The sequence below is a fragment of the Vibrio litoralis DSM 17657 genome (genome assembly GCF_000426765.1).
Lineage (GTDB): Bacteria > Pseudomonadota > Gammaproteobacteria > Enterobacterales > Vibrionaceae > Vibrio > Vibrio litoralis.
This window is the reverse complement of record NZ_KE384566.1, coordinates 546,529-571,880: the sequence shown is the minus strand read 5'-3', so window position 1 is coordinate 571,880 and position 25,352 is coordinate 546,529. Positions and strand designations below refer to the sequence as shown.

36 protein-coding genes are annotated in these 25,352 nt (G+C 43.2%); 19 read left to right on the top strand and 17 right to left on the bottom strand.

The genetic code is table 11. From position 1 onward, the window contains the following. Positions 1 to 100: 100 nt before the first annotated feature. The 14 genes from K358_RS19390 to K358_RS0112930 form a co-directional block, all read right to left on the bottom strand. Entirely contained in the window at positions 101 to 751 is a 651-nt protein-coding gene (locus tag K358_RS19390) for a crAss001_48 related protein (RefSeq protein ID WP_051241307.1), read from the bottom strand. Continuing rightward, positions 748 to 1,551: a TIGR02642 family protein gene (locus tag K358_RS0112990; protein ID WP_027697228.1), complete on the bottom strand. Its 804-nt coding sequence runs from the start codon at positions 1,549 to 1,551 to the stop codon at positions 748 to 750. Before K358_RS0112990 ends, K358_RS19390 begins: the two co-directional genes overlap by 4 nt. Further along, on the bottom strand, positions 1,544 to 1,960 hold the full coding sequence (locus K358_RS0112985; protein WP_244875256.1) for an endonuclease domain-containing protein: 417 nt from the start codon (positions 1,958 to 1,960) through the stop codon (positions 1,544 to 1,546). The genes K358_RS0112990 and K358_RS0112985 overlap by 8 nt, the downstream gene beginning before the upstream one ends. A gap of 117 nt (positions 1,961 to 2,077) precedes the next feature. After that, complete coding sequence (locus K358_RS0112980) at positions 2,078 to 3,106, bottom strand: DUF968 domain-containing protein (RefSeq protein WP_027697226.1); 1,029 nt, start codon at positions 3,104 to 3,106, stop codon at positions 2,078 to 2,080. Then, positions 3,100 to 3,408, bottom strand: coding sequence for a DUF4406 domain-containing protein (locus K358_RS0112975; RefSeq protein ID WP_038150162.1), 309 nt, complete (start codon positions 3,406 to 3,408; stop codon positions 3,100 to 3,102). Before K358_RS0112975 ends, K358_RS0112980 begins: the two co-directional genes overlap by 7 nt. Then, positions 3,405 to 4,136, bottom strand: coding sequence for a Rha family transcriptional regulator (locus tag K358_RS18515; protein WP_038150160.1), 732 nt, complete (start codon positions 4,134 to 4,136; stop codon positions 3,405 to 3,407). Before K358_RS18515 ends, K358_RS0112975 begins: the two co-directional genes overlap by 4 nt. Further along, positions 4,129 to 4,287: a hypothetical protein gene (locus K358_RS19355; protein ID WP_169716298.1), complete on the bottom strand. Its 159-nt coding sequence runs from the start codon at positions 4,285 to 4,287 to the stop codon at positions 4,129 to 4,131. The genes K358_RS18515 and K358_RS19355 overlap by 8 nt, the downstream gene beginning before the upstream one ends. Before the next feature lies 1 nt (position 4,288). Further along, the gene (locus tag K358_RS18835) at positions 4,289 to 4,945 is read right to left on the bottom strand and encodes a replication protein P (RefSeq protein WP_027697224.1); all 657 of its coding nucleotides are present in this window, start codon (positions 4,943 to 4,945) and stop codon (positions 4,289 to 4,291) included. After that, positions 4,942 to 5,808, bottom strand: coding sequence for a helix-turn-helix domain-containing protein (locus tag K358_RS19445; protein WP_244875255.1), 867 nt, complete (start codon positions 5,806 to 5,808; stop codon positions 4,942 to 4,944). Before K358_RS19445 ends, K358_RS18835 begins: the two co-directional genes overlap by 4 nt. A 2-nt stretch (positions 5,809 to 5,810) precedes the next feature. Then, positions 5,811 to 6,389 (bottom strand): MT-A70 family methyltransferase, encoded by a 579-nt coding sequence (locus K358_RS0112950; RefSeq protein ID WP_027697223.1) that lies wholly within the window; start codon positions 6,387 to 6,389, stop codon positions 5,811 to 5,813. After that, positions 6,389 to 6,535, bottom strand: coding sequence for a hypothetical protein (locus K358_RS18500; RefSeq protein ID WP_156888732.1), 147 nt, complete (start codon positions 6,533 to 6,535; stop codon positions 6,389 to 6,391). The genes K358_RS0112950 and K358_RS18500 overlap by 1 nt, the downstream gene beginning before the upstream one ends. Before the next feature lie 62 nt (positions 6,536 to 6,597). Next, entirely contained in the window at positions 6,598 to 6,771 is a 174-nt protein-coding gene (locus K358_RS19280; RefSeq protein WP_156888731.1) for a hypothetical protein, read from the bottom strand. Next, positions 6,768 to 7,232, bottom strand: coding sequence for a YmfL family putative regulatory protein (locus tag K358_RS0112935; RefSeq protein WP_027697222.1), 465 nt, complete (start codon positions 7,230 to 7,232; stop codon positions 6,768 to 6,770). Before K358_RS0112935 ends, K358_RS19280 begins: the two co-directional genes overlap by 4 nt. Positions 7,233 to 7,279: 47 nt before the next feature. Then, positions 7,280 to 7,504 carry a transcriptional regulator gene (locus K358_RS0112930; RefSeq protein ID WP_027697221.1) on the bottom strand — a complete coding sequence of 75 codons (225 nt, stop codon included), beginning with the start codon at positions 7,502 to 7,504 and terminating at the stop codon, positions 7,280 to 7,282. A gap of 133 nt (positions 7,505 to 7,637) precedes the next feature. On the opposite strand from K358_RS0112930, the gene K358_RS0112925 reads away from it, so the two are divergent. The 19 genes from K358_RS0112925 (at position 7,638) to K358_RS0112830 (ending at position 21,329) form a co-directional block, all read left to right on the top strand. Beyond that, positions 7,638 to 8,348 (top strand): XRE family transcriptional regulator, encoded by a 711-nt coding sequence (locus K358_RS0112925; protein WP_244875254.1) that lies wholly within the window; start codon positions 7,638 to 7,640, stop codon positions 8,346 to 8,348. A 302-nt stretch (positions 8,349 to 8,650) separates the two neighbouring features. Next, a complete protein-coding gene (locus tag K358_RS18830; protein WP_051241306.1) occupies positions 8,651 to 9,238 on the top strand; it encodes a hypothetical protein in 588 nt (195 codons plus the stop codon). 261 nt (positions 9,239 to 9,499) lie between these two features. After that, positions 9,500 to 10,645: a recombination-associated protein RdgC gene (gene rdgC / locus K358_RS19440; protein WP_156888730.1), complete on the top strand. Its 1,146-nt coding sequence runs from the start codon at positions 9,500 to 9,502 to the stop codon at positions 10,643 to 10,645. A 2-nt stretch (positions 10,646 to 10,647) separates the two neighbouring features. Then, the gene (locus K358_RS0112910) at positions 10,648 to 11,166 is read left to right on the top strand and encodes a hypothetical protein (protein WP_027697217.1); all 519 of its coding nucleotides are present in this window, start codon (positions 10,648 to 10,650) and stop codon (positions 11,164 to 11,166) included. Between the two features lie 29 nt (positions 11,167 to 11,195). Further along, positions 11,196 to 11,537 (top strand): helix-turn-helix transcriptional regulator, encoded by a 342-nt coding sequence (locus tag K358_RS0112905; RefSeq protein WP_027697216.1) that lies wholly within the window; start codon positions 11,196 to 11,198, stop codon positions 11,535 to 11,537. A 75-nt stretch (positions 11,538 to 11,612) separates the two neighbouring features. Then, positions 11,613 to 12,014, top strand: a complete 402-nt coding sequence (locus K358_RS0112900; RefSeq protein ID WP_027697215.1) for a hypothetical protein — start codon at positions 11,613 to 11,615, stop codon at positions 12,012 to 12,014. Further along, positions 11,998 to 12,201 (top strand): hypothetical protein, encoded by a 204-nt coding sequence (locus K358_RS0112895; protein WP_027697214.1) that lies wholly within the window; start codon positions 11,998 to 12,000, stop codon positions 12,199 to 12,201. The genes K358_RS0112900 and K358_RS0112895 overlap by 17 nt, the downstream gene beginning before the upstream one ends. Before the next feature lie 63 nt (positions 12,202 to 12,264). Then, complete coding sequence (locus K358_RS0112890; RefSeq protein WP_027697213.1) at positions 12,265 to 12,636, top strand: hypothetical protein; 372 nt, start codon at positions 12,265 to 12,267, stop codon at positions 12,634 to 12,636. Between the two features lie 2 nt (positions 12,637 to 12,638). After that, a complete protein-coding gene (locus K358_RS0112885; RefSeq protein WP_027697212.1) occupies positions 12,639 to 13,091 on the top strand; it encodes a hypothetical protein in 453 nt (150 codons plus the stop codon). A gap of 165 nt (positions 13,092 to 13,256) precedes the next feature. Further along, the gene (locus K358_RS0112875; RefSeq protein ID WP_027697210.1) at positions 13,257 to 13,619 is read left to right on the top strand and encodes a DUF7694 domain-containing protein; all 363 of its coding nucleotides are present in this window, start codon (positions 13,257 to 13,259) and stop codon (positions 13,617 to 13,619) included. 52 nt (positions 13,620 to 13,671) lie between these two features. Next, a complete protein-coding gene (locus K358_RS0112870; protein ID WP_027697209.1) occupies positions 13,672 to 14,268 on the top strand; it encodes a hypothetical protein in 597 nt (198 codons plus the stop codon). After that, positions 14,255 to 14,485 (top strand): hypothetical protein, encoded by a 231-nt coding sequence (locus K358_RS0112865; RefSeq protein ID WP_027697208.1) that lies wholly within the window; start codon positions 14,255 to 14,257, stop codon positions 14,483 to 14,485. The genes K358_RS0112870 and K358_RS0112865 overlap by 14 nt, the downstream gene beginning before the upstream one ends. Before the next feature lie 12 nt (positions 14,486 to 14,497). Beyond that, on the top strand, positions 14,498 to 14,821 hold the full coding sequence (locus tag K358_RS0112860; protein WP_027697207.1) for a hypothetical protein: 324 nt from the start codon (positions 14,498 to 14,500) through the stop codon (positions 14,819 to 14,821). Then, entirely contained in the window at positions 14,818 to 15,414 is a 597-nt protein-coding gene (locus K358_RS0112855; RefSeq protein WP_027697206.1) for a 3'-5' exonuclease, read from the top strand. The genes K358_RS0112860 and K358_RS0112855 overlap by 4 nt, the downstream gene beginning before the upstream one ends. Positions 15,415 to 15,514: 100 nt before the next feature. Then, a complete protein-coding gene (locus tag K358_RS0112850) occupies positions 15,515 to 16,030 on the top strand; it encodes a single-stranded DNA-binding protein (RefSeq protein WP_027697205.1) in 516 nt (171 codons plus the stop codon). Positions 16,031 to 16,209: 179 nt separating this feature from the next. Next, positions 16,210 to 16,464, top strand: coding sequence for an excisionase family protein (gene xisR, locus K358_RS0112845; RefSeq protein WP_038150156.1), 255 nt, complete (start codon positions 16,210 to 16,212; stop codon positions 16,462 to 16,464). Positions 16,465 to 16,524: 60 nt separating this feature from the next. Continuing rightward, on the top strand, positions 16,525 to 17,667 hold the full coding sequence (locus K358_RS18495; protein ID WP_244875253.1) for a tyrosine-type recombinase/integrase: 1,143 nt from the start codon (positions 16,525 to 16,527) through the stop codon (positions 17,665 to 17,667). Between the two features lie 44 nt (positions 17,668 to 17,711). Next, positions 17,712 to 20,036 carry a YgiQ family radical SAM protein gene (locus tag K358_RS0112835; protein WP_027697203.1) on the top strand — a complete coding sequence of 775 codons (2,325 nt, stop codon included), beginning with the start codon at positions 17,712 to 17,714 and terminating at the stop codon, positions 20,034 to 20,036. A 360-nt stretch (positions 20,037 to 20,396) separates the two neighbouring features. Then, complete coding sequence (locus K358_RS0112830) at positions 20,397 to 21,329, top strand: 1-aminocyclopropane-1-carboxylate deaminase/D-cysteine desulfhydrase (protein WP_027697202.1); 933 nt, start codon at positions 20,397 to 20,399, stop codon at positions 21,327 to 21,329. Between the two features lie 119 nt (positions 21,330 to 21,448). Here the strand turns inward: K358_RS0112830 and K358_RS0112825 are convergent, their stop codons facing one another. The 3 genes from K358_RS0112825 to speA form a co-directional block, all read right to left on the bottom strand. Next, positions 21,449 to 22,288 (bottom strand): isopenicillin N synthase family dioxygenase, encoded by an 840-nt coding sequence (locus K358_RS0112825; protein ID WP_027697201.1) that lies wholly within the window; start codon positions 22,286 to 22,288, stop codon positions 21,449 to 21,451. A 158-nt stretch (positions 22,289 to 22,446) separates the two neighbouring features. After that, a complete protein-coding gene (gene speB / locus K358_RS0112820; protein WP_027697200.1) occupies positions 22,447 to 23,391 on the bottom strand; it encodes an agmatinase in 945 nt (314 codons plus the stop codon). A 2-nt stretch (positions 23,392 to 23,393) separates the two neighbouring features. Beyond that, complete coding sequence (speA, locus tag K358_RS0112815) at positions 23,394 to 25,343, bottom strand: biosynthetic arginine decarboxylase (RefSeq protein WP_051241305.1); 1,950 nt, start codon at positions 25,341 to 25,343, stop codon at positions 23,394 to 23,396. Positions 25,344 to 25,352 lie beyond the last annotated feature (9 nt).

Here is a 25,352-nt window from a genome sequence, read left to right as displayed (position 1 = left end):
ACTATTAGATAACAGGCAAATAAACCACTAATATTTAACAAGGGTCGTCACGCAATATATCGCATGTGGTGCGCATAACCTTCCATCTTCCATATTGCATTCATGGCATCCGCTTCCGCACGTTCGCGCGCATATTTTTTCCAAGCTCTTGGTTGAAGTCTTCATCTTTCAAGCAGCCAGAAGCACCAGAGGCGATCACAAACTTACCATTCAGCACCGCAGAACAAACTGTTTCATTAGTACCAGGCGTCCTAGTGAATCGATACTCAAGTGAATCAAAGATACCTTTAATGCGCTCAAATGGAATTTTTTCAAGGCTAATAGTTCGTTTGATAGGTGTAAATTCAGGAGCCATTCTTTTTAAGAGCGCTTCTTGATAACTCGCCATTGCAGCAAACTGACTACGTAACAAAGGCAGCGCGCTCTCTGGAATCGCGTCCGTTTCAATAGCCTTTTGTAAGCTTACTAGCTTTTCACTTAACTCTTTTTCTTCTAAAGCAAGTCGGCTCTGATAATCGCTAACATCATGGTATCCGGCGTCAAATACACTTTTAGGCGACCATGAGATATAGCCCATGTGATCTGGATGATTGCGACCTGGCGAGCCAACATACTCAACCAGATAGCCTTCATCGCTTCCATCTTCATCGGATGGTAATTCCCACCCACGGTAATCGGTGTACTCTTGGCGACTCATAGGGCGAGCCAGCACTTTCTTATTACATTGAAATTCTTTCATTTTTTCACTCATGCCAGATCTCCTATCGCGTGGCTCTTTTCACGCTCAACACGTTTATTAATCGCATCAACAGCGTCATTTTCAGACTGACACGCAGTAGTTAGCAGCGCTTCGATGGCAGGCAGGTAATGCGAGTAAAATGCATCACCCTTAAGCCCTGCGCCAATGACTGCTTTGCGAATATCTTTCTCATCAGCAATAAACACACCCTTGCCAGAGCATGTTTTGCACTCGTTAGAATTAACCTCACCAACACCACGGCAACGAGGGCAAGCGATTGTGCTTTTAGCTTGAGCATCAGCATAACGCTCAAGATCTTGACGCTCTGCATTCAGCCTTTGTTCTGTCATTTCAATTTGAGACTCGACTCGGCTAATATCTGCCGCCGATTCTTTCTTGATTAAAGCGGCGCTTAATGAATTCAATGCTTGATTAAATTTTTGAATGGTTTTCTTTGAGCGGTTTCCGCGAGAACTATGACGCTTCCATGCAGAGGAAATAGTTCGATATTGAGAAGGCAAGGGTTTAACCATGATGATGCACATCACTATCTCAGTGATTGGTCTAATTTCCAGTTCACTCAAATGCGCCGCGGCCTGATAGGAAAGCATATTATAAGCCTTGGTTAAGGCTGTATGATCATCCAGATACTTAGCTCGAATCAAGTGAGAACCAAGCACGCTATCTTTCTCAGCCAACGCAACGGCACCGTTAAGCTCTTCAACACCAAGGTTAGATCGCCCACGAGCCGTCTCCCATCGGAATGACTTGGCGGAATGCAACATAGATAATAGTTCGATAGCTTTAGACATGGCCCACCTCTTTCAAAGATTTTTCAATAGTATTAATAGCCTCACCGCGCTTAATCATTGTCGAAGTGAAGCGATAGACCGACCAACCCAACAGGCTTGCCGCATTGTATTTCTCGCAATCCTTTTCATAGCCACTGCCGCGAGTATGGCGACCTCCGCTCCAAGTGCCACCCTCTACTTCAATGGCGACCTTGTGATTTGGATATGCAAAATCAAACCGCCACTTTCTCTCAGGGTGAAAACGAAACTCTTCAACTGGCATCGGTAGCTTTAATGCGCGTATATGGTTAATCATCTCAACCTCTAATGCGCTGCGTGAGGGCTTAGCTTTACTTGTGACAGTATCACGTTTACGTTTTCCGCCTTTCTTGGCAGTCAGCGCTAACGCATCCCGGACAGATAAACGCATAAACACCCCACGCAGATTATTAAAGACAAATCAACCACGATTGGTCACTACGAACCGTAGCAAGGCGGAAATTGGAAGGCAAAAAAATGGCGAAAAGTGCAACAAGCAAAATAACAGTCAAGTAATAGCCCCAACATCCAACGCTTTCTTAAGGGTCTGCTTCACAAAGAACAACTGAGATCCGTGCTTAGCCTCCCAAGCTTTCGGGTCGTGATGAAACTCTTGATGAACGCTCGCAAGCATGGGCATAACAAAGAAATCATGTGCTTTACCGCCCATCTTGCCTTCACCGTGGCCTATTAAATGATGAGCAACAACAGGATCAGAATCACTACCAACTCGCCCAGTCGCACAACACGGTAAAGATCGAACAAACTTTAGGTACTTCTCACTGCGCCAGGTTAATTGTTTTGGTCTTTTCATGTGCATAGCTGCAGGGCTATCATCAACAGCCAACTGTTTAACCGGCTTAACGTATTCGCGAAGCGTTTCTTTTGAATCAAAAACATCAGGACCACCCTCGCGGCGATGAGTTAAAACCTCAACTCTAGCTTTAGGCTTTACTCCAAACATTTGATCAACAATCGACTGAGGCAGGTATTCATACAAATTATTTTGCACCGCCCACCAGCACAATTCAGGAAGCGTTAAGCAGTGGTTTGAACCCAAACTAAGGCTACGAGCCACCGCGCCCACTCCCCAAACTAAAACATTACTCTTTGCTGTCACTCTGGTTTTCTCACTTAACTTTACTCTCTCTTGGTTATCATGATGCCAACACAGACGAACGGCACCATGCTTACAATCTAAAAACGTTAGGTTCTTATCGCAAAACTCACCGTCCGATAACTGGCAATGAGGAACACGCTCAAGCCAATGGTAGAAACTCCCTAATCGCTTTTGCACTTCGGCATGCAAAAAGAACTCGAGTAAGCGTTCATCATCCACCAGCGATTTGCTTGAACTATCTGGGATTACCGGATAGTTGATCTTACCGCTTGGCGTGTTTACCAACTCTTTAGGCAATGGAGCCACTAACAACCTATTACCCGCACTCATACGAGTGAGTTCATCAAGCAAAGATTTACCGGGCTTGAACATCACCAAACCCAGATCAGACTGAAAGAATGGCTTAAGCACTAGCATTCGTAGATCACCGACTTCCCTTGCGACAACGCTTCTTGATGCTCAATCACCGCGCCTTTAGAATCCGTCCAGCCTTTCAGCATATAAACCTCATCAGCAACCGATAACATAGGAATGCAGATATACATATACTCTTCCCAGCCCATACCATCAGGCAGCACGGCAGGGTTTAAAACAATATAACCCTCTTGTTCTAGCTCACTCGCTTTACTGATAAATGCAGGCTTATTGAATTCCGGCAAACCAGTCATTGGCCCAGCTACGTAAATCTTCTTTTTGGGTACACGATCAAATATATTCATGCCGCCTTATCCTCAAATACAACGTGATCAAATTTACCATCCCAATCCCTTTTCATTGGCAACTCATGAGCTAGGTAAAGCTTATACATCCACTTAGCACCCTTAAGCGTAAGAACCGGTTTGAATGACTGTTTCTTATCAGGGCAATTAACGATTTCTTGCTTGAAATACACATCACGGTAATGAGAAGAAACACGGTAGCCACGCTTCTCTTTAATGAATACGCCCTTTTTACATAGAACAGCACTCACTTGGTTCATGTTCACGCCATTAAACTGGGTACAAAAAGCAGGAGCGCTAACACCAGGAGTGAATTGAGCGGTGATCGTATTGCAAACACCTTGCAGGCGATCAACCTCCTTGTTGGCCACTTCTACTTGATTGTTTAGATCCTCAATAACAGTCAATGCTTGTGGGGAAAGGTTCTTTAACCAGTCAGGCTGATTTACTTTGTCTTCTAACTCATGCCAACGTTTGATCACCTTCAAGCGTGCCATGGCGCTATAACCCAACAATAAGCACTCTGTTAAGTCTCGGTTTAATTTAAACTCGATTTGCTTACGGTTCATCGAGTCAAAATAGATATGCTCAAATTTGAGCGCATCTAAATTCAACTCATCAAACATAACTCTGAGGTCACGAGTAACGTTCTTGTGCTCTTTACAGGTTAACTCTGCAATCTCGCGGCTACTCATTGTCATTTCGGTGTTTGTTGTTAACTCAAGCATGGCGACCACTCCCCTTATCATCTCCTGATAAAACCCCAACCAACTCACAAAGATCATTCATCTGCTCGATAAACTTGCGATCTTTTTCTCTACGAATAATTTTCCCTTCCGCTTTGGCGTCCTTTTTGCGCCCCTGCGTTCTTCCGCACATATCAACCTCCCTGACCTAGTTGGGCAATGCGAGCAAACACAGAGCCTTTACGAAACTGATTGGGATCTGGCTTTCCTGCTCGTTCCCTTGCGATATCCGTAGGCATAACAACCGAACGCGAAGGCAGAGCGGGTACTTCTTGGGGAATGTCGCCAGCAGAAAAACGCTTCACCCACTTATCAAAAATACGTTTGAAGGATCTTTCTGCGGCTTCCACAGGCTTGCTTTTAACATTGGCATGAACGGCATCGGTAAAAACCAGTCTTTCAAATTGACTCTTGGCTTTAGTCCCCGCCATGAATGCATCAAACACATTCTGTAAATCATCAGAACGACACCAAGAAATAAACTTACCCACGCTCGGGAAAAAATCATTTTCGCTTTGCCTAGCGTATCGAATACCAACCTGAATAACTGAAAGATCGGACAGACCCGCTTCAACCAACCCCTTGAGATAAGACTGCTTTAGCGCTTTAAGCTCAGCGGCATTTCTCTCAAATCGATGATTCCAACTAGGGCACGCACTCAGTAGTTCACGAAAGATATAATTCACATACTTCGCTGTTTCATCCGACTGAACCTCTGGCTGGTATTGATGCGACTGATGGTTAGAGCCCTTTTTGAGTAGCGAACTAGAAATATCCATCATGTTTTTCATATCGGCCCCCCTTGCATGTCCATGTCATGTATCCAGGCTGTGCTTTCGTTTGCGTCAGATAGGCTTTGAGGAACACTGCCCCCAAGCGAGCCCTCCTGAACCCTAATCATCACATCAGGCCGGATCACATAATCAAAACTTGCCTTCCATCCACGGTCGTTCACCCCTGAATAAAAATCCCCTGCGCCAGCGTTGAATGCATTGAAGTACTCCCTAGCAGCTTCGGGTGTTGGCTCGCAGAGCTCGTTCAAGAATTTCTTGATGGCGCGCTTTCGCTTGTCATTGAGCGCTTTGCAAAAAACAAATCGCTTACCCAAGATTTCGTTGTAAGCCTCCACAACAGAATCGTTAATGTTTGTATTTTTATTCGAGTGCTCTTGCTTGCAAGGCACAAGATCTTTACTTGGTGGTTCTATTGGTGGATCTATTGGTGGTTTATAGCCGGATTTCGCCCTACCCCCCGCCGAGATCTGGCTAACCCCCTCGGGTTGTTTCGTCTGTTCGAATTTCGAATGTTCGACTTTTGAACGGACGAAATTCGACTGTTCAAAATCCGTCTGTTCATCTGCCTTTTTCTTTAACAACATCACAGGAAGTTGATACTGATTATTTGAACGAACTAAACGCCCTGTATCAGCTTTCTTGAATTGATTTTTCTTAAATAACCATCCACCAGCTTCTAACTTCTTAAGCGTGGTTTTTACTGTGGTAGGAGAAACACCAGACTTACGAGCGATGGTATCGATAGACGGCCAGCAAATACCTTTATCATCGGCATGATCAGCAAGGCAAAGCATCACCAACTTGTCAGAGCCTTTGAATAAAGGGATATCCCACACGTAGCTCATTACTCTTACAGACATACCTACACCTCATTCCCAAACGCATCCCAGCCACTTGCTGTTTTACGTGCAAATAACTCAACTCGTGGCACATCACCGGCTAACTCTTCAATGAGATCACGAACCTGTTTAGGTTTTTCGCTGTGACGGCCTACTCTCGCTTCAAATTGAACTTGAGCCTCAGCATGGAAAACCGCACGAACGCTCTTACAAACAGGTTTAAACTTTCCTTTAGTCGCAATTATGCAAGACTCACTACCGGCACGAGTGTAAAAGCCCATACCAAAAAACGGCTTGTTCAGCTGGGTTAGCTTGTTCCATACAAAGCCATTCATATTGCGAAGCTCAAAACCCCAAGCCTCAAGCAATGCGATAGCCTCTTTAGGTTGAGAGCCTACCCACCACATAACCAACAGCGCATTGTCACTAGCCAATTCATTGACTGGTAAAGCTTTCATTTCATCTAGCGTCATTGTTGGGTATTGAGCTGCCGCACCCGATTTCATAGAGCCGCCAGTTTTAGCATTCGTAAACGCCCAAGGAGGATCAGCGTAAATAACGTCATAACGCTGAGGTGGATTGTTAATATCAATACTTGCCATCACACGGCCCCTTCAAATACTTGCTTTGCAAATGCACGACTAATACGAACAGGACTACCCATCACCACCATGTAATATTCAAACCGGTTGTTAATGTATTTGTTGTAGAGCTTTGACGTTAATTTTCGCTGTGCTATTCTGGACATGATTAAAAACCTCTGTACGTTTAGTCCGCGCCTTTGGTAGTTACCGCTACGCAAAGGCATTTTTATTTCTGACTATCTAAAACCGCCAAACCGCGCTCGCATTTCTTAATGATGTTTTTCAAAGCATCACGCTCAAGCTCCACGCTTTTCTGGTTTTGACTTTCGGCAACCTTGCAAGATGAACGAGTCATATCGATCATTTGCTCTATCGTGATTAAGAAGATGTTGGTTTTCATAAATCCTCCGCATATAACGCATCAAGCTTTAACATGAAGGCTTCGAAAGTGGCTTGATATTTCTGCTTTAGCTCTTTGATGTTCTTGCGCTCATTGGCATCAAACACACCATCAGCTTTAGCATCTTCAATCGCTTTATCTAGCATGCCCTTTATCGCATTAAGCTGTAGGTGGCAGTCGAACATATCAACGCTGTCTAGTTCGCCCACTTCTGGCATTGGCACAACAAGGTGATTGATTCGCTCTGCAAAATACTGCGCAATGTATGGGGTCTGACTGGTTACAGTCATCTCAACAAGCTCATCAAACTGAAAGAAGTTCATACCCTTCACTTGGCGCAAATGATTCGAGAACTTATTAAGGTTCATATTCAATAAAGCCGCTCCATCCGCTTGCTCGCCAATAGCGCCGCCTCGACCAAGGCGCTGAACCGTTTTGTTGATCATTTCTTTCTTATCCACTGTTAACTCCTCGCTAATGTGGTTACGTGGTTGATTTGGTTGTGAGATTATTTGGGCTGTGGACTAGAGAAGAGTTCTGCAATATCAGGACGCACTTCTTTAGCTAAAATCGCCGAGTGAGTCGCACGCTCAATCTTCATTGCGTTCTCAGCAGTAGGGCGACTCCCACCAGAAAGCCACTTATGGATTGACGCTTGAGAAACACCAATAGCTGTAGCCAGCTTTTGTTGGGTGCCGAAATGCTTTATAGCTTTTTGTATAATTTTACTCATTACTTATCACCTGCAAGTTAATAACAACCAAAGAATACAACCCAAGCTTTAATTAATCAATAGCTTTAGTTGTTTTACTTTTTATAACTGTGGTTGTAATTTGAATGAGTATGCTTTTTTGTTAGGAGTAATCGTGGATAACAATGATATACAGAGCACGCTGGCTTCTAGGTTGTCATCTAGTATGAAAAATGCAGGGATGACTCAGCAAGAACTTGCTCAAGCTGTAGGTGTGTCCCAAAATGCCATTCAAAAACTAGTGAACGGAAAATCAAAGTCATCTAGAAAAATCATCGAAATAGCAAAGGTGTTAAAGGTAGATCTTGATTGGCTATTAACAGGCAAACATGAAAAACCAGAATCCAATGCGGAGATACTAGGCTCATTTGATACATGGGATAGGAATACCCCATTAGGAGATGATGAAGTAGAGGTGCCTTTTTATATGAACGTAGAGCTATCAGCTGGCTCAGGCTTTCTTTGTGATGCAGCAGAAAGAACAGGTCTTAAGCTTCGTTTTGCCCGTTCTACACTTCGTAGATATAACGTTCAGCCAGAACTAGCAGCATGCGTAAAGGTTACCGGTAATAGCATGGAGCCGGTTTTACCAAGTGGTGCATCAGTTGGCATTAACAAAGCAGATGTAAATATTGATGATGGCAAGATGTATGCGATTAACCACTCTGGTGAATTAAGAATTAAGATTCTTTATAAACTGCCTGGTGGCGGTTTAAGGATTCGTAGTTTTAATGTTGATGAACATCCAGAAGAAATCTACTCAGCAGAAGAAGCAAAAGAGATTGTCGTTTTAGGAAAAATATTCTGGTACTCAGTTTTGATGTAAGTTCCTCTCAAACTCAATGAAACCGCCGCTTTTGGCGGTTTTTTTTCGCCTATACGAAAATTAACAACCAAATTAAAACCAAAAAATACAACTCAAGCTATTTACTTAATACAACTTAGGCTATATATTTATTTCCGAAGTCAACTGAAAGCGCCAAGAACAGCGCGGGCAGGTTAACCCAAGAAATAGGTTCGCCAAAGCTGGGCGAAGACCATTGCGGCAACGGATGGGAATACAGCTTATTTCAAAGCATCTTTACGAGGGTGCTTTGAAAAATAACCAATACAGCTCAAGGAGACATTATGATCTCGCTTAATAAATGGTTTCATGAGGTTAAACGCGGAGAGGAACACCACCAGTTTGGCAAGCATCACAAGAATTATATTGATGTGGTTGGCCAGAAGTTCGGAAAGCTGCTCGTTGTTGAGTGGCCACCTGGAAAAGGCGTTCATTGCGTATGTGATTGCGGCAGGAGTCATGTGGAAGAGAATAGCGTAAATCTAAGGAACGGTCGTAGAAAGTCGTGCGGTAAATGCACCAATCGAAGTTCACCTAATTTTTCGCATGAAGAAGACGCACTAATAAAAAAACTAGCGGGAACCTGCTCGCCAGAACAGATAGCAAATGAATTAAATAAGATTGGTCGTCGGGTTGCCACTGTTCCGACAGTTAAAAATCGAGCAAAGCGACTATCTATCTCATTAAGGAGAAATGGTGATTTGTATCCCCACACTAAAAACAAAGATCACGATGTCGAGTTGTGCCGGCAATTAAAAGACGCTGGATTAACAAATAAAGAGATAGCCGAAAAAATGGAAATGCCACTTGGTTCAGTTTCTGTTTACACCAGTTTTATTCGTCGCCACCAATACTCGCCTAATTATAAGTAACAGAATCAACTATCCATTGATAACCCTAGCGGAACTTGGGGCCAATAAAGTCCGAACCTGAGATCTGCCCCTCCATGCTTCCAGCAGAAAACGCGCAGAAGTGACAGGCAGTGAGAACAACATGATCACTACATCATGCTCACGGGATAGCCTCTTTCCCCCGATAAGAGGTAAACCTAAAGCATCTACCCTGCTCTTTTATATTCTTTGCTGGTGGATGTTTTAGGTTTAAAGCCAATCAAACCACAAGCGGAGTCCACCATGTCTATTGCAAAAATAAACAACGCCTTAATTTATAATGTTGATCTTCCACCAGCTGAACAGCTTGAAGAAAAACTTAAAGAAGCCCCTTTCAGCGATTTAACTGAAGTTCAAATAACCTCGCTGGGCTTTGTTGAATCTCCTCAAACCGAAGAGCTAGTAACAAAAATTCAAGGTGGATTCGCTATCAACCTAAGACTGGATGAGAAAATCATTCCTACTGCAGCTGTACAGCGTGAACTCAATCAACGAATTAAAAATCGTCAATCACCCTTCCCGGTGAAGAAAGCTGAAAAACAACAAATGAAAGAGGCTATCTACTCTGAATTTGCCAAATCAGCATTAAGCACCACGAAATTAATAACCGCTTATTACTACGAAGAAAGTAAGCGATTGTTTGTTTCCGCAGTATCAGAAAAGCATGCTCAATATGTTCTTAGCTTATTGCTAAAAGTGTGCGGATCAATCAAAAGCTCAACCTTGCACGTATCAAGCTTTAAGCTCGGACTTACCACTCAACTAAAAAGCTTTTTAGATGGTGATAATCAAGCATTTGGAACGCTCGGTGCCTGTAATGACTGCAAGTTAATACGCAGACTAGAGCGTAAAGAGACCATTAACTTCACCAATATGGATGACTTCAGTAATACCGATATCCGCCAAAAGCTTGATGAGCATTATGAGGTTGAACATCTAGGGTTAAGCTTTGGTGATACCACTTTCAAACTAACCAGTGATTTTAAAATCAAAAGCATTTCATGGGAAGACACAGACGAACAGACGCAAAACGATGAGTCTGAAGCTCAAGTTTGGAAAGAAGATGCTGCAATGAAGATCTTCTCGCTAAACAAATTCACCGACACGTTGCTAAGCATCTTATCTGCAGATGAACAGCCAGAAGTAAAGCCAGAGACAAAACCAAAGAAAGCCGTTCCTGATGAATATTCAGATTTCTTGTATGGCGACGTGGTTACTCATGTGACTGAGACGCGTCGTTGCAGCGTGTCCAATATTCAGCGCAAATTTAAAATTGGTTATAACCGTGCTGCCCGAATTGTAGAGCTCATGGAAGATAACGGCATTGTTTCATCACATGTGTCCAATGGAACTCGCGAAGTTCTTGCGCCAACCCAAGGTCAGGAGTGAGCATGACAACCCAACTATTCGACAAAAACAACAAACCAGTTCCACCACGACCAAGCATGAGTGATGAGTCAGTGAAAAAACTCGTCATTCAAAATGCGGTTGAATCTTTGTTTAGTGGTAAGTGGTGCCCCTTTGATGAGGGTGAGCGAGACGATCTACTTTCTACCCTCTTAGATAAATATTCACACCACGATGATGAATACGAACTTGCTAAAAAGTTTGAAAATGACGGATGGGATGTAGACCGAGACTTTGTAAGCAACTTGGAATGCGTCACAGGTGAAATCAATAGCGAATTCAGTAAGTCGATAAAAGCTTGGTTTGACGCCTACCAGCCTCTTGCACCGCTTGAAATGGGCGCGGTGATAGAGGTTCGTGGGTTCCACGGGAAAGAAAAAGGAACCATCGACTCTATCTATGAGTATGGCCCTGCAACCTACACCGTGAAAATGGAAGATCAGGAAGAAAGCAACACTTCACGCCGATTAATCAAATTTGAAGATGCTGTATTAGCCAGTTAAACCCACCATCAACCACGACGGGGTACACCATGAAATTTAACCCACACAGCGGATACGGACGCCTATATAAGTTATTAAACGAAACCAACGGCCCCGTCACTCGCGATCAAATAATCGAAAAATGCTTTATTCCTGTTGGTAGCGTTCGTTACTCCATTATGCGTTTACGTGAGCACGGGCTAACCATTCACGTTGAGCGTAGCAACCAACCGAACATAGGCGGAGCTAAGTACACCTTAGATCCTAAAGATAAAAACAAATATAACTTTGAGCCACCAAGAAGTAGCTCGCCACTTCACTTTGTCCGCAAAGCTAACGTGATCATGCCTCAAAGCACTTGGTTTGGGCTCCACCAGCAAATCGGAGCGTAGATGGGCTCGCTAATACTCTACGCCCTGCTATGTGGGGCGTTTTATCTACTGTATTTGAAATTTAAGTGAGGTCACATGCTGTGGACTGAACAAGAAGAGCTGATGTTAGAGCAATGTGCCGGTGTTAAATCTGTTGATTATATTTCCACAGCAATCGGCAGACCTAGAGGCGCTATAACCCAAAAAGCTAGCAACATGGGCATTAGTTTGTCTTTGAAAAATAGCGGAGTAAATCGCGGGCCAAAAAACAAGATACCTCAGAAAGTGATAGATGAAGTCAAAGCTTTGCTGGGTAAGGGCCTTTCATATAAAAAAATATCAGCCATTACCGGAGTATCAAAACCTTATGTAGCCCAAATAAAGCACGGTAAAGGGGCTAGGTTTAAGTCGGATAAAAACACCACTCAAAGTCGAACAGCTGATTTTAACAAGGCATTCTCGCTAATGTCGGGAGGTTCCCATGAAAACCGAATATGACACCAAATATGGACTGGTTACCGTAAGTAGGCCGAAATCAATAAGCGGCAAAGTCGTAACCCTTACATTGGTGAAGCCGGAAAACGCGAGTAATGGTTGGGGCGTATCAAGAACGCTAAAAATCGACAAAGAAGTTACTCAGCGCATCGCAGATGATTTCGCCAAGAACGCAAGCGAAATGGTCTAGCTAGAAACTTAACCTATAAAGCCAAAAGCATCGTCAAGTACGGTGCTTTTTGTTGGAGTGATTATGGATTACGAACACCAAATAATTCATCGTGACCATGGCATTGCAGAAAAGTGCCTCGAAGTAATGGAGCGCTATATTGGCCGCGCTACTGATGATTTAGATCTTATCTTTCAGGCAAGACTTGGAATGATAAAGCGCGATCTTAATGTGCCTGATAATGAGGCTTTTCTAGCGTCAGGAAGAAAGAAGTTTCTCATTAACGCTTTCAATTCATTCAATCGCCAGCTTAACGAATATGGCGAGGGTGAGCATCGGCTCTTTGCAATGGCGAGCTTTCGAATATTCGCCTTTCATGTTGAGGGCCTTGGATGGGCGAAAGTGTTTGACTTGGTGAATGAAACCTTGCCAGAAAATAAACAGATTGAGGTGTGATAATGGAAAAACCCCTATCAATAAAACTTCACAAGCTCTTACTCAGTGAGTTTCCCAATTCATCACAAAACTTAGCCAAGTTTGCTCGCAGTGGAAAGTATTTGAGATTGAAAAAGCACTATCGAATCTACAGAGATGCGAACGATGATTTACACATAGGCTTTTGTGATGACATTTTTCTAAACGGTAGAAATTTATTATCAATTGCTTGCGGTGACTTTCAAACATTTGCGTACAGTAATTGCCAGATGCAGGACGTAACCGAATGGTTTATGCGTGAGTACAAAGAAAAAGGAATGTGCGCTTATACCGATATGCGTCATGAGTGGGACATGAACGAGCCAGACGAAGATATAGGCGCAGGCTCTACGCGAGTTTGTATCTATTGCGGCAAGAAAGAAATGATGAAAGCAACGGTGGTGCGTAAAACTTGGTGGGAGGAATCGAAGTTATGAAAATAACCCACCGACCTAGCGGTTCAATGTGTCAAGTTTGTCGCTTTAGGTATCAGCCAAAGTACACGGAAGGCCATTGCCCGAAACCTGACCGATTCAAAGCTATGAAGCAAATCAAAACCGACAAAGACGGCGTTATCGTTGTTAAGTGCGAGAGGTTTGAACGTGAAAGTAAAGCCCTTTAAAGAAGTTCATCAATCAAATTTCCCACCATCTCGGGGCCGAAGACAACCTCTTTACGTTTATCAAAGCAGTGAATACTTAGTGCAGGTATTCATTGAAAGCGAAAACCTTACTCGTATCACTGTGAACAGTGTTAAGCGCAGGGGTAATAACTGGAAAGATGGCATTACTTTTGATGAGCTCCAAGCAATTAAATCAGCCGTTGGTTATGGCGCTAAATGCGCTGTCGAGGTCTACCCAGAAGATAGCGAGCTTATTAATGATGCAAACATGCGTCACTTATGGGTTTTAAATGAACGTCCTGATTTTGCATGGACTCGCCATAAAAATGCGAGGGCGGATTAATGAAAAATAAACAACTACCGCATTCACGTTGGTGGTTAAAGAGGTATATGCGATGAACAAAAAACAAGTTAAAGAATTAGTGGAGATACCAGATTTTCTAATTGAAATGTCAAATCAAATTAACACTCAAAGTAATCGGATGACGGCAGATCCTTTGTTTGAAGTTCGATACAAAACGAGCCTAATAACAGAAGAAGGTTATAACGAAAGCCACTTTGAAATAGTAGATTGTGAAGATGGAATCACGCTTTATCATTCAAAAAGTTCGGATAACTATAACGCCCTTGCGGAGCACTTATTAGAAAGCCATGAAAAGTGGTGTATGGAGTGGTGCGATGAAGAAGCTGGCATCGAGTTTTCAGGGAATTCATTCATTGCCGACTTTAATGATAACTACGACTGCCATGGGTGGATGGATCTACCGGAAGGTATTAAGAAGCTCCATATGCAAGAAATAGAAGTCACTGTCAATTCGCATTTTACCGAAGCAGCAGCTCAAGCGTTTATTGATCGAAAGCAGCATGATTACCCGAAATTATATATTTATGCGATCAGTATGTGTTTCTGCTATCCAATGATTGAGCTTAGAAACTGGATCAAATCACTAACCGCCAACCAGTTGAAAGGCATCAACAATGAAACTACATAAAACAGAAGACTATCACGAGGATTATGGATACTGCCTGTTTTTCTCGTTCAGTTGGCATGATGGGAAAATATTAGGCGAGCCACCAGAGATTTGCTTTTCTCATGGTTATATTGAGTGCGGGTTCGATGACAGTAAATGGACGCACTTTACTAAAGATTTCGACATTAACACCGTGTTTGAGCAAGCCGATCCTATTCAATTCCCACCAAACAGTTAAAAAGGCGTATGAATGAAGCTCTACGTAACCAAAAAGAAATTGGCGGAAATGTGCCTGCGTGAATATATCGTCACGTTCCACCCAATTACAGGTGAACGATGCTTAGCCATGATCTCATCAATGGGTAGTCGATATATCAAAATCTTAATATTCGACCCTTTTGTTCATGGAACCGAGTTAACCCTAAACGCCGATCAATATAAAAGCAGTACCGTTTATAAAGTGGTAAACCATAGCCAGTGGATTAGCTCTGTTCCGTTTAGCCGGCATGTTGACTCGAAAATACCAAAGCCGACCATCTTATCGAATTCCTATCAGCTAAAGGTTTTAAAATGAAATACCAAAATGCAACCATCGACCTAGAAACACTCGACACTGAAACCACCGCAAAGATCCTAAGTATTGGCGTCGTGCCCTTTAACTTCGGCGAGCAAGTCACATTTGAAGAACTGTGTAACCGCCCTTCTAGTTTGTATGTCAAAATTGAGATGAGCAGCTACTTAATTGGAGGGCTAATGTTTAGCACTTCGGCAGGCACTCAAGAGTGGTGGGAACAACAAGGTGAAGATGCGCGTCACGTTCTACAAGAAAGCGAGCACGATATTAAAATTCGTGATGCGCTCGAAATGATCAAGAGACACTTATCCGAACACGTTGAACCACTCAAAAAAGACCAAGGGCAAATCTTCTGCCGTGGTTATGACTTTGATGGTGGCATTCTCGATCATGCCTTTCAACAATGCGGTATCACTCAACCTTGGCGATACAATCGCTTTCGTTGCGTTCGTACCGTTATCGATACATTAGCCGGCACTCGTAACGGTTATGTAAAAGAAGAACATCCCGAGGGATTCATTCACCACCATGCTTTGCACGATGCAGCGAAAGATACGCTAAGCATGATCACGTTAGAAATGGGGAGGCGATGAAAAATGCCCAAAAGATACCCTCACCTACAAGCGCATATTCATTGGGGTATGCGCTCTATCGATTTTGAAAAAGCATACTATTTAGTTAAGGAGTGCTTTCATGGCTAGCAAAGGCATAAACAAAGTAATCCTAGTAGGTAACTTAGGAAATGATCCTGAAATTCGATACCTACCTAGTGGTGGTGCGGTCGCAACTCTCACTGTAGCCACCAGCGAATCATGGCGTGATAAAGCCACTGGTGAGCAGCGCGAGAAAACAGAGTGGCATCGTGTTGCCCTGTTCGGCAAGTTGGCAGAAGTTGCCGGGGAATATCTAAAGAAAGGTTCTCAGGTTTATATCGAGGGCCAATTAGAAACACGCAAGTGGCAAGATCAAAGCGGTCAAGATCGTTACACCACTCAAGTTGTCGTTAAAGGCTTTAATGGCAGCATGCAAATGTTAGGCGGTAAACGTGATCAAGCTTGGGGCCAACCACAACAGCCATCAAGCAACGGTCAAGCAAATCCACCAGCAAAGAATAATGATCAACATCGGTATCCACCCAATAATGAAAACAACAGCGCTCCGCAGTACAACGAGCCACCAATGGATTTTGATGATGATATTCCGTTTTGAGGATTATCTGAGATCTAGTTTTGTAAAGAATTGCTCTATCAGCCTAACAAAGCTCATCACTCGATGGGCTTTTTTATACCCATTCAAGTATAGCGCTGCATAGCGTATTTTCTTTAACTTGTCACCTACCAGATTGGTTTCGATTTGGTGGGTGATTTTTGTTTCGTAAGGAGTTATATATGGCCGGAAAATCCGTTGAGTCATATCAACCACCAGTATCAATCCCTCTGCCTAAGTGGGTTGGCGAGGCGGTTATCATGCAAATCTTTTCAATGACTAAAACCGAGCTGAACAACTACCGCCAAGCTCAATGGTCCGAGAAGAAACACTATCGCAAAGTCGGAACGTCAGGCCAGTACAGTCACGGCAAGGCAAAAATACTTTATAACATTAATGAAATTACACGCTGGGTGGATGAGTACCCTGTAATGTGAGGGCTTATGAAGCTAGCGACAGGAGTTGAGATTCACAGTGGAAAGCTGCGGATCTGGTTTATGTATAAAGGAAAGCGAGTTCGTGAGTCTATTAGCTTGGAACCTACCCCGAAAAATATCAAGCAAGCAGCTCAGCGGAGAGCGTCTGTTTGCTATGCGATAAAATCAGGTAACTTTGTTTATTCTGAATGGTTTCCCGAATCAAAACGAGCGAGACTTGAGAATCAAGAAGCTGAAATGACACTCGAAACCCTCTTTAATAAGTGGATTGAGGTTAAGTCATTTGAGATAACCCCTGCCACTTTAACGAACTACAAAAACCGAATATCACAAACCTTTCTATTTTGGGATAAGAACAGGCCAGTAAGAAGCCTTAAGCAGCAAGACTTACTTGAGATCCGAGCTTTCTTTTTATCGACTTGCTCACCTGGAACAACAAATACCTACATGAGAACCATAAAAGGCGCTTTAGGTTTTGCAGCTAATAATGGTTATTGTGACGAGGCAATATTGCGAGGAGTTCGAGAGCTAAAGATAGATAAAAAGAAGCCAGCTCCATTCAGTAAATCTGAGTTTGAAAAATTTATATCTTCTTGCCGTCATCGTCAGGATGCGAATTTCTGGACTCTCGCGGTTTACACAGGAATGAGGCATGGCGAATTAGCATCATTAGCATGGGAGGATATAGACCTTAAAAAAGGCACTATAACGGTGAATAGAAATATCACCCTAAAGGGGCTGTTTAAGTTGCCCAAAACCAAATCAGGTGAAAGGGAAATAAATTTACTTGAACCGGCTAAGCGAGCATTACTTGATCAGTTCGAGTTAACGTCAACATACAAACCTGTCTTAATAGAGAAGCACTTACGCTCTTATGGTTCAAAAATAAATGAAAACATAAGGCCAGTGTTCACACCAAAGCTCACCGCTCGGCATCACGGCCACATGACAGATTTTTATTTCTTCTCTAGCATTAACGAGAAGTTTAAGATATGTTGCGCGCGATCGGGCGTTAAAGATAGAAACCCATACCAAACGAGACACACTTTCGCCTGCTGGATGTTATCAGCAGGAGCGAACCCAACGTTTATCGCTAAACAGATGGGCCACGCATCCGCGAAAGAAGTGTATAATACGTATGGTGACTGGGTTGGTGATTTCACTCAAGGGCAAGTTGATCTTCTTAATCAAATTTACAGCTAATGTCCCCTATATGCCCCCAAAAGAGAACATAATAAGGTAACATTTTGATTTCAAATAAGATTAACGAATACCCAAAATTCTGGGCCGAGTGTTTTGGTCCTGCGCCATTCCTACCGACCAGTCGAAAAGAAATGGATGCACTTGGCTGGGATAGCTGTGACATTATTATTGTAACGGGCGATGCTTATGTCGATCATCCAAGTTTTGGGATGGCGATCATCGGTCGATTACTGGAAGCGCAAGGCTTTCGTGTCGGCATTATTGCGCAACCAAAATGGGAAAATAAAAACGACTTCATGAAGCTCGGTCAACCGAATCTATTTTTCGGAATTACCGCTGGCAACATGGATTCAATGATCAACCGTTACACCTCTGATAGAAAACTTCGTCACGATGACGCCTACACGCCAAATAACGAAGGTGGTAAACGCCCTGACCGTGCTACGTTAGTGTACTCACAACGTTGTCGTGAAGCATACAAAGAAACTCCAATTGTTCTAGGCGGCATTGAGGCAAGCTTACGCCGTATCGCTCACTACGATTACTGGTCAGATAAAGTTCGCCGTTCAGTCTTATTTGATGCCAAAGCTGACATTCTTCTATTTGGTAACGCCGAACGAGCCTTGGTTGAAGTGGCGCATCGCCTTGCCAACCAAGAATCAATCAGCGAAATGACCCACATTCGTGGCACTGCGGTTAACTTACCAGCGGTTCCAGAAGGCTACACAGTAATTGATTCTTCACGTATTGAAAAGCCAAGCAAAGCGGTCTTCGTACCAATTAACCCGTATGAAGTAGAAAGCAACTGCGATACCCAATCTAAAGATCAGCAAGCGGAAGATGCCCAAAAAGCTCAAGCCCAGCCGATTGAAATTCAGCCGCAGCAAATAAAGTTAGATCGCAAACCGCGTCATGATTCAAAAAGCACCGCGGTTCGCTTACCGCCGTTTGAAAAATTAAATAACGACCGAATTCTATACGCGCACGCTAGCCGCATTATGCATTTGGAAACCAACCCATACTCGGGTCGCGCTTTAATTCAAAAGCATGGCGACCGTGAATTATGGGTAAACCAAGCCCCTATCCCGCTTTCAACAGAAGAAATGGATTTTGTGTTTGGTCTACCGTATGCACGCCGCCCACATCCGATGTATGGCAAGGCAAAAATCCCAGCTTACGACATGATTAAAACCTCTGTAAATATCATGCGTGGTTGCTTTGGCGGTTGTTCATTCTGCTCTATCACAGAACACGAAGGTCGTATTATTCAAAACCGCTCGCAAGAGTCTATTCTGAATGAAATGGAAGACATTCGCGACAAAGTACCCGGCTTTACTGGCACAATTTCAGATCTCGGTGGTCCAACGGCCAACATGTACCGTTTAGGTTGTTCCGATCCAAAAGCCGAAGCTAACTGCCGCCGTCCATCTTGTGTGTTCCCGGGTATCTGTAACAAGCTGAATACCGATCACCAACACACCATTGATTTATACCGCGCTGCGCGTAAAGTGCCGGGTATCAAGAAAGTGATGGTCGCATCAGGCGTTCGTTATGACTTAGCAATTGAATCACCTGAATACGTGAAAGAACTGGTTACCCATCACGTTGGCGGTTACTTAAAAATTGCGCCTGAACATACTGAAAATGGCCCATTAAATAAAATGATGAAGCCGGGTATGGGCACTTACGATACCTTCAAGCAAATGTTTGAAAAATACAGTGCAGAAGCAGGTAAAAAACAATATCTGATCCCTTACTTTATTTCGGCTCACCCGGGTACCGAAGATGAAGACATGCTGAACTTAGCGTTGTGGCTCAAGAGCAATAACTTTGAGTGTGATCAGGTACAGAACTTCTACCCATCGCCAATGTGTAATGCAACCTCAATGTATTACTCAGAAACCAACCCATTGAAGCGTGTTAAATACAAACAACGTGAAAACGTGACGGTTGCTAAAGGTGAACGTCAGCGTCGCTTACATAAAGGATTACTGCGTTATCACGACCCAGCTAACTGGCCTATGATCCGTGAAGCGTTAATTAACATGGGTAAAAAGCATTTAATTGGTGATAAGCCGAGCTGTCTAGTACCCGCTGAAGATGCAGTCGATACTCTAACGCCAGCACAACGTCGTAAATCAGGTCGTCATGGCGCTAACCGTTTTGCGACTAAACACACTGGATCTAAAGGTCAGCCGGGGTTAGGTGGTGAACGTCCACAAGGTAATGGCAACGGTAAATCGACTGGTAATAAAAAGCCAGCAGGTGTTAACCGTAAACCAGCGGGACAAAACAAACCAAATCAAGGTAAAAGCACTGGGTTTAAAGGTAAGCCAAAGGGTAAACCTGCAGGTAGTCGCGCGAGATAGTCTTAGAGCGTAACTCGTATTTCGAGCGCTACGCTTCTCGTTACTTGAAAAAGCAAAGCGTCGTTCGAGTAACAAGCCACGAGAAACGAAAAATCCACTAAACTGCGTCATCCTGAAAAGCGACGAAGGAGCGCAGTTCAGGATCTCCTACGATACGTTACTCACTCAATTGAGTCTCAACGCGTTGTAAGTAGATTCCTGCTCTCGCTGAGACTCGGCTGGAATGACGAAATTATATGTCGTTGCTGCTCTGCTCGTTTCTTGAGAAAGCTGAATATTGAAATAAAGCCTGATTCGAGTTACGAGAAACGAAGTGCCCGAGCAACCTATATACTAGGAACTATAATCTCGCCATTGAGTATGAAACTAGCCGATACCCCCATCACCCACCACACCTTCAACGGTCATCCTTTTTATTTAAAACGGGATGACCTGCTTCACCCAGAATTTTCAGGTAATAAAGCCCGTAAATTTATGGCGCTACTGGAAGATGACTACCCAAAAGTCACCACGCTTATTGGCTATGGTTCACCCCAAGCGAATTCGTTATACAGCTTGGCTGCACTGGCGAAACTCAAAGGCTGGCAGTTAGAGTTTTATGTTGACCATATTCCTAACTGGTTAAAACAAAACCCCATTGGTAATTATCAAGCAGCATTAGCATTAGGCGCAAAACTCATCGAAGTGAGTGCCCTTTCTTCCGATCTTCATCCTAGTGATTACATTAAGCAAATTCGTCAGCCTGACGAGCAATGTTTATTTGTTGAAGAAGGAGGGAGAAGCCCGATTGCTGAACGCGGCATTAAGCAGTTAGCACAAGAAATTATTGATTGGAAAAGCTCGCAAGGCATTAGCGCCTTAACTGTTGCGCTACCATCTGGCACAGGAACCACTGCGCTATATTTGACCAAGCACCTCACGCCACAAAATATTCTTACACCAAATAATATTGATGTGATCACCTGTGCCTGCGTTGGCGGCAAAGCGTACTTAACCCAGCAATTTGATAGTTTAAATGAGCCTTTGCACCCGACTATTCTCACAACAAGTCTCACAACAGATGGAAAAGCAAAGCACCAATTTGGTAAGTTATATGCGCAAGACTACCAAATATGGCAGCAATTAAAGCAGCAAACCAATATTGAATTTGACCTACTCTACGACCCATACATGTGGCAATGTTTGCAGCACTGGCAAAAAGCAAACCCAAACAAACCACTGCTGTATATTCATCAAGGCGGCTTGTTGGGTAATATCAGTATGGAAAAACGTTATCAACGGAAGTTTATCTAGGGCGACGTTTGTTGATCTAAAACGACCAATATCCAAATAATAAAAACCCCATGACTTCCTCCTTTCAGATTCCATCATAGGTTTTAAAGGTATATACCCAAGTAACTTTAAGGTGTGAGTTAAATTACCCCTAATTCTCGTAAACGTTCCATCAAATAACTATGTGCGGTATAACGCTCAGAAAGCACTACATCCGGTTTTGCGTGTAAGAACAGCGGCAGCGAAATACGTGACTTTTCTTGACGCTCACCAGTTGGATTAATCACTCGGTGGGTGGTCGATGGGAAATAGCCTCCCGATGCTTCTTGCAGCATATCACCAATATTAATAATTAGATTCCCAAAGTCACAAGGCACATCTAACCATTCACCTTCTAACGTTTTTACTTGTAGTCCAGGTTCGTTAGCTGCCGGAAGAATAGTTAATAAATTGATATCTTCATGAGCTGCCGCACGAATAGCGCCAGGCTCTTCATTACCCGTCATTGGTGGGTAATGAAGAATACGCAATAACGTCTTATCGCTATCTTTGATCATCTCAGACAAAGCAATAGAAAACTTCTCTTGCACTTCTTGTGGCGCATACTGCTCTACCCAGCTTAGTAACTCTTGTGCGAACGAATCTGCACGTTGATAGTAATCTAAAACCTGAGCTTTCAGTTGCTCAGGTATTTGCCCCCAAGGGTACACATGAAAGTATTCTTTAATGTCTTTAACGCTGTGGCCTTTTGCCGTCTCAGAAACAAACGGTGGAAAATAACCATCTTGTGTTTCAGCATTAAAGTGAAAATCATTCTTTTGTTCTGATAAAAAAAACTGTTGCCAATTTTCATAAATCGACTCGACCAACTCTTTAGGAATTGGGTGATTTTTCAGTACACCAAAGCCAGTATCTCGCAGAGATTTGACAAATAACTCAGCAGCATTATCAGCTAGGTAATCGACGGTTTCTAATTTCATTACAATTTCATTCTATCAATAAGAGAAGATGGCCGAATTCTAAGCAGCGACTCACACAAAAGCAATCGATTGGTAACAAAAGACAAACAAAAATGCACAACCGTGTAAAAGTTGTGCATTTCATCTTTTGGCAACTTAGAATATGAAAGTTCAGTGTCTCAATTAAGCGCTTGATTGAGTCTCTGCTGAGTCCACAAATACAGCAAATCTAACGCGATCGTTGCACCAGCCAAGGCAGTAATATCACTTTGATCATAAGCCGGTGACACTTCAACCACATCCATTCCGACCAAATTGATTCCTTGCAAGTTGCGCAGAATTTTCAGTACTTTATCCGATGTCATGCCACCACATACCGGCGTGCCAGTACCCGGTGCAAATGCAGGATCTAAGCAATCAATATCAAAGGTCAAATAGACAGGTTTATCCCCTACTATCGCTTTGATTTTCTGGACAATTTCTGCCGCAGATAAATCGTTCGCTTCCATTGCGTTGATCACATTAAAACCATGACCTTGCTGCTTATATTCCGTGCGAATGCCAATTTGTACCGAATGCTCACGTGAAATCAGCCCTTCTTTCGGCGCATGATAAAACATGGTGCCGTGATCATAACGGCTGCCATTGCTGTAAGTATCAGTGTGAGCATCGAAATGAATCAATGCCATCTCACCATATTGTTTTGCATGAGCACGTAATAAAGGCAAAGTGATGAAGTGATCACCACCTAAGCTTAATAACGTTTTTCCACTCGCAATGATTTCAGTCGCAGCCGCTTCTAAACGCTGCGTTAAATCTTCTGCGTCACCGCAATCAAACACCAAATCACCGGCATCAACCACATTGGTATATTTGAATAAATTAAAATCCCACGGAAACTTTTTACTTTCCCATGCAAGATTGACGGAAGCACGACGAATCGCATCCGGCCCCATACGAGCGCCAGAACGTCCGGAGGTTGCCATATCAAACGGCACACCTAATACCACCACATCGGCCTCTGCTTCGACTGGGCTTTGCACCATAGGTCTGCGTACAAAACTCATTGAGTTGGAATACAGTGAGTAATCTGGTTTATTAAACAAATCATCAAACTTATTCATTGTTATATATCTTCCAAATAAGTGTATCCAGATAGCCCTTGCTCTAATTCCGCAAGGATCTGCTGTTGCTCTGAAGCATCAACACGGCTTGCCACCAGTTCGTGGTAGTTACGACGAATATCATCAACATCAATGTGCACGTAACGCAGCATGTCTTCTACCGTGTCACCTTCATTAATTGAAACGATTTCAGGTTCACCTTGCTCATTTACATTCACCACTACCGAATGGCTATCACCAAATAGGTTGTGCATATCGCCCAAAATCTCTTGGTACGCGCCCACTAAGAAGAAGCCCATCAAATACGGTGTATCTTTATCCCAACGTGGTACTGGCAAGGTGGTTTCAATGCCCTGACCATCGACGTATTGGTCAATCACGCCATCCGAGTCACAAGTAATATCCAACATCACTGCGCGCGTTTGTTCTACTTGATTCAAATTAGTCAGCGGCATTACAGGGAAAACTTGGTCGATCCCCCATGCATCTGGCAAAGATTGAAACAAGGAAAAGTTCACGAAAAACTTATCCGCTAAACGCTCATTTAGCTCATCCATAATTGGGCGGTGAAAGCGGTTGTTATTACTCAATTGACTACGCAACTCATAACAAATACGCAAACACACTTGCTCCGCCCAAGCGCGATGCTGCAAGTTAATTACACCCGTAGCAAATTGATTATGCGCTTCAGCTAAATCGCTTTGAGTATCGTTGTATATTTCAATTAACGCTCTATCGTCAGTACCTTGAGATAAAATTTCCCAGTTACGCCACATGTTATGTAATAGCGTTGGTGCTTCGGTTTCGGGTGCGAATATATCCTCGGGTTTATAGCTTTCGGTACCAATAACATTGGTGATCAAAACGGCATGATGCGCAGTTAATGAACGTCCAGATTCTGAGATAATCGTCGGCTCTGGCTGGTTATAAAGCTGACAAATATCACCAATGGTTGACACGATATTGCGCGCGTATTCCGCCAAACCGTAGTTCATCGAACTGTGTGATTGACTACGCGTACCATCGTAATCCACCGCCAAACCGCCACCGACATCTATATAATCTAATTGAGCACCGATATCACGTAGCTCACAATAGAAACGCGCCGCTTCACTGACACCATTACGCACATCGCGAATATTGGCCATTTGTGAACCTAGGTGAAAATGCACCAATTGCAACGTATCAAGTTGTGCTTCTGCTTTTAAGCGATTGATCACCGTTAGCACTTGGCTCGCCGATAAACCAAATTTCGATTTCTCACCGCCGCTTGATTGCCATTTACCGGCACCTTGAGAAGCTAAGCGAATGCGTAAGCCCATACGAGGCGTAACCCCTAACGATTTTGCTTCCGACAGCACTAAATCAAGTTCTGATAATTTTTCTAAAACAATAAACACTTTATGGCCAAGTTTTTCACCAATTAAAGCAAGTCGAATGTATTCGCGGTCTTTGTAGCCGTTACACACGATCACCGAGCTAGCTTGTTGAGCTAATGCCAATACAGCCAAAAGCTCAGGCTTGCTGCCCGCTTCTAAACCCAATTGTTTATGTTCAAGCTCGGCCTGGCTGGCTAAAATCTCATCCACCACTTCTTTTTGTTGGTTTACTTTAATTGGGTACACCAATAAATAGCGGTTACTGTAGTCATATTCTTCAATAGCTTGATTAAAGGCATTACACACATTGTGTACACGTTGATGCAAAATTTGCGGAAAACGAACCAAAGCTGGCAGCGTTAAGTTTTTCGCTTCCATCTGTTTCACTATAGTACTTAATGGCACTTGTAAGTGTTCTTCACCCGCTCTAGCCGATACCGTCATCTCACCAGCATCATTAATTCCATAAAAGCCTTGGCTCCAATGGCGTACATTGTAGTTAGCGCGAATTTGCTCAAGGTTCAAAGAGTTTTCCACATCATTACCTTCCGTTTGTGTTAAATGTTTTTTCATAATTAATTA

Excerpts from the sequence above, each read along its gene's own strand:
- speA (WP_051241305.1), bottom strand. The coding sequence starts at position 25,343 with ATGAAAAAACATTTAACACAAACGGAAGGTAATGATGTGGAAAACTCT.
- K358_RS19280 (WP_156888731.1), bottom strand. The coding sequence starts at position 6,771 with ATGAAAACCAACATCTTCTTAATCACGATAGAGCAAATGATCGATATG.
- K358_RS18515 (WP_038150160.1), bottom strand. The coding sequence starts at position 4,136 with ATGCTTGAGTTAACAACAAACACCGAAATGACAATGAGTAGCCGCGAG.
- K358_RS0112930 (WP_027697221.1), bottom strand. The coding sequence starts at position 7,504 with ATGAGTAAAATTATACAAAAAGCTATAAAGCATTTCGGCACCCAACAA.
- K358_RS0112895 (WP_027697214.1), top strand. The coding sequence starts at position 11,998 with ATGAAAACCGAATATGACACCAAATATGGACTGGTTACCGTAAGTAGG.
- K358_RS0112850 (WP_027697205.1), top strand. The coding sequence starts at position 15,515 with ATGGCTAGCAAAGGCATAAACAAAGTAATCCTAGTAGGTAACTTAGGA.
- K358_RS0112870 (WP_027697209.1), top strand. The coding sequence starts at position 13,672 with ATGAACAAAAAACAAGTTAAAGAATTAGTGGAGATACCAGATTTTCTA.
- K358_RS18835 (WP_027697224.1), bottom strand. The coding sequence starts at position 4,945 with ATGAAAAACATGATGGATATTTCTAGTTCGCTACTCAAAAAGGGCTCT.
- xisR (WP_038150156.1), top strand. The coding sequence starts at position 16,210 with ATGGCCGGAAAATCCGTTGAGTCATATCAACCACCAGTATCAATCCCT.
- K358_RS0112950 (WP_027697223.1), bottom strand. The coding sequence starts at position 6,389 with ATGGCAAGTATTGATATTAACAATCCACCTCAGCGTTATGACGTTATT.
- K358_RS0112900 (WP_027697215.1), top strand. The coding sequence starts at position 11,613 with ATGCTGTGGACTGAACAAGAAGAGCTGATGTTAGAGCAATGTGCCGGT.
- K358_RS0112975 (WP_038150162.1), bottom strand. The coding sequence starts at position 3,408 with ATGAATATATTTGATCGTGTACCCAAAAAGAAGATTTACGTAGCTGGG.
- K358_RS0112865 (WP_027697208.1), top strand. The coding sequence starts at position 14,255 with ATGAAACTACATAAAACAGAAGACTATCACGAGGATTATGGATACTGC.
- K358_RS0112985 (WP_244875256.1), bottom strand. The coding sequence starts at position 1,960 with ATGCGTTTATCTGTCCGGGATGCGTTAGCGCTGACTGCCAAGAAAGGC.
- K358_RS19355 (WP_169716298.1), bottom strand. The coding sequence starts at position 4,287 with ATGTGCGGAAGAACGCAGGGGCGCAAAAAGGACGCCAAAGCGGAAGGG.
- K358_RS0112905 (WP_027697216.1), top strand. The coding sequence starts at position 11,196 with ATGAAATTTAACCCACACAGCGGATACGGACGCCTATATAAGTTATTA.
- K358_RS19445 (WP_244875255.1), bottom strand. The coding sequence starts at position 5,808 with ATGTCTGTAAGAGTAATGAGCTACGTGTGGGATATCCCTTTATTCAAA.
- speB (WP_027697200.1), bottom strand. The coding sequence starts at position 23,391 with ATGAATAAGTTTGATGATTTGTTTAATAAACCAGATTACTCACTGTAT.
- rdgC (WP_156888730.1), top strand. The coding sequence starts at position 9,500 with ATGTCTATTGCAAAAATAAACAACGCCTTAATTTATAATGTTGATCTT.
- K358_RS18500 (WP_156888732.1), bottom strand. The coding sequence starts at position 6,535 with ATGTCCAGAATAGCACAGCGAAAATTAACGTCAAAGCTCTACAACAAA.
- K358_RS18495 (WP_244875253.1), top strand. The coding sequence starts at position 16,525 with ATGTATAAAGGAAAGCGAGTTCGTGAGTCTATTAGCTTGGAACCTACC.
- K358_RS0112825 (WP_027697201.1), bottom strand. The coding sequence starts at position 22,288 with ATGAAATTAGAAACCGTCGATTACCTAGCTGATAATGCTGCTGAGTTA.
- K358_RS0112910 (WP_027697217.1), top strand. The coding sequence starts at position 10,648 with ATGACAACCCAACTATTCGACAAAAACAACAAACCAGTTCCACCACGA.
- K358_RS0112855 (WP_027697206.1), top strand. The coding sequence starts at position 14,818 with ATGAAATACCAAAATGCAACCATCGACCTAGAAACACTCGACACTGAA.
- K358_RS0112885 (WP_027697212.1), top strand. The coding sequence starts at position 12,639 with ATGGAAAAACCCCTATCAATAAAACTTCACAAGCTCTTACTCAGTGAG.
- K358_RS0112980 (WP_027697226.1), bottom strand. The coding sequence starts at position 3,106 with ATGCTAGTGCTTAAGCCATTCTTTCAGTCTGATCTGGGTTTGGTGATG.
- K358_RS18830 (WP_051241306.1), top strand. The coding sequence starts at position 8,651 with ATGATCTCGCTTAATAAATGGTTTCATGAGGTTAAACGCGGAGAGGAA.
- K358_RS0112890 (WP_027697213.1), top strand. The coding sequence starts at position 12,265 with ATGGATTACGAACACCAAATAATTCATCGTGACCATGGCATTGCAGAA.
- K358_RS0112990 (WP_027697228.1), bottom strand. The coding sequence starts at position 1,551 with ATGTCTAAAGCTATCGAACTATTATCTATGTTGCATTCCGCCAAGTCA.
- K358_RS19390 (WP_051241307.1), bottom strand. The coding sequence starts at position 751 with ATGAGTGAAAAAATGAAAGAATTTCAATGTAATAAGAAAGTGCTGGCT.
- K358_RS0112860 (WP_027697207.1), top strand. The coding sequence starts at position 14,498 with ATGAAGCTCTACGTAACCAAAAAGAAATTGGCGGAAATGTGCCTGCGT.
- K358_RS0112830 (WP_027697202.1), top strand. The coding sequence starts at position 20,397 with ATGAAACTAGCCGATACCCCCATCACCCACCACACCTTCAACGGTCAT.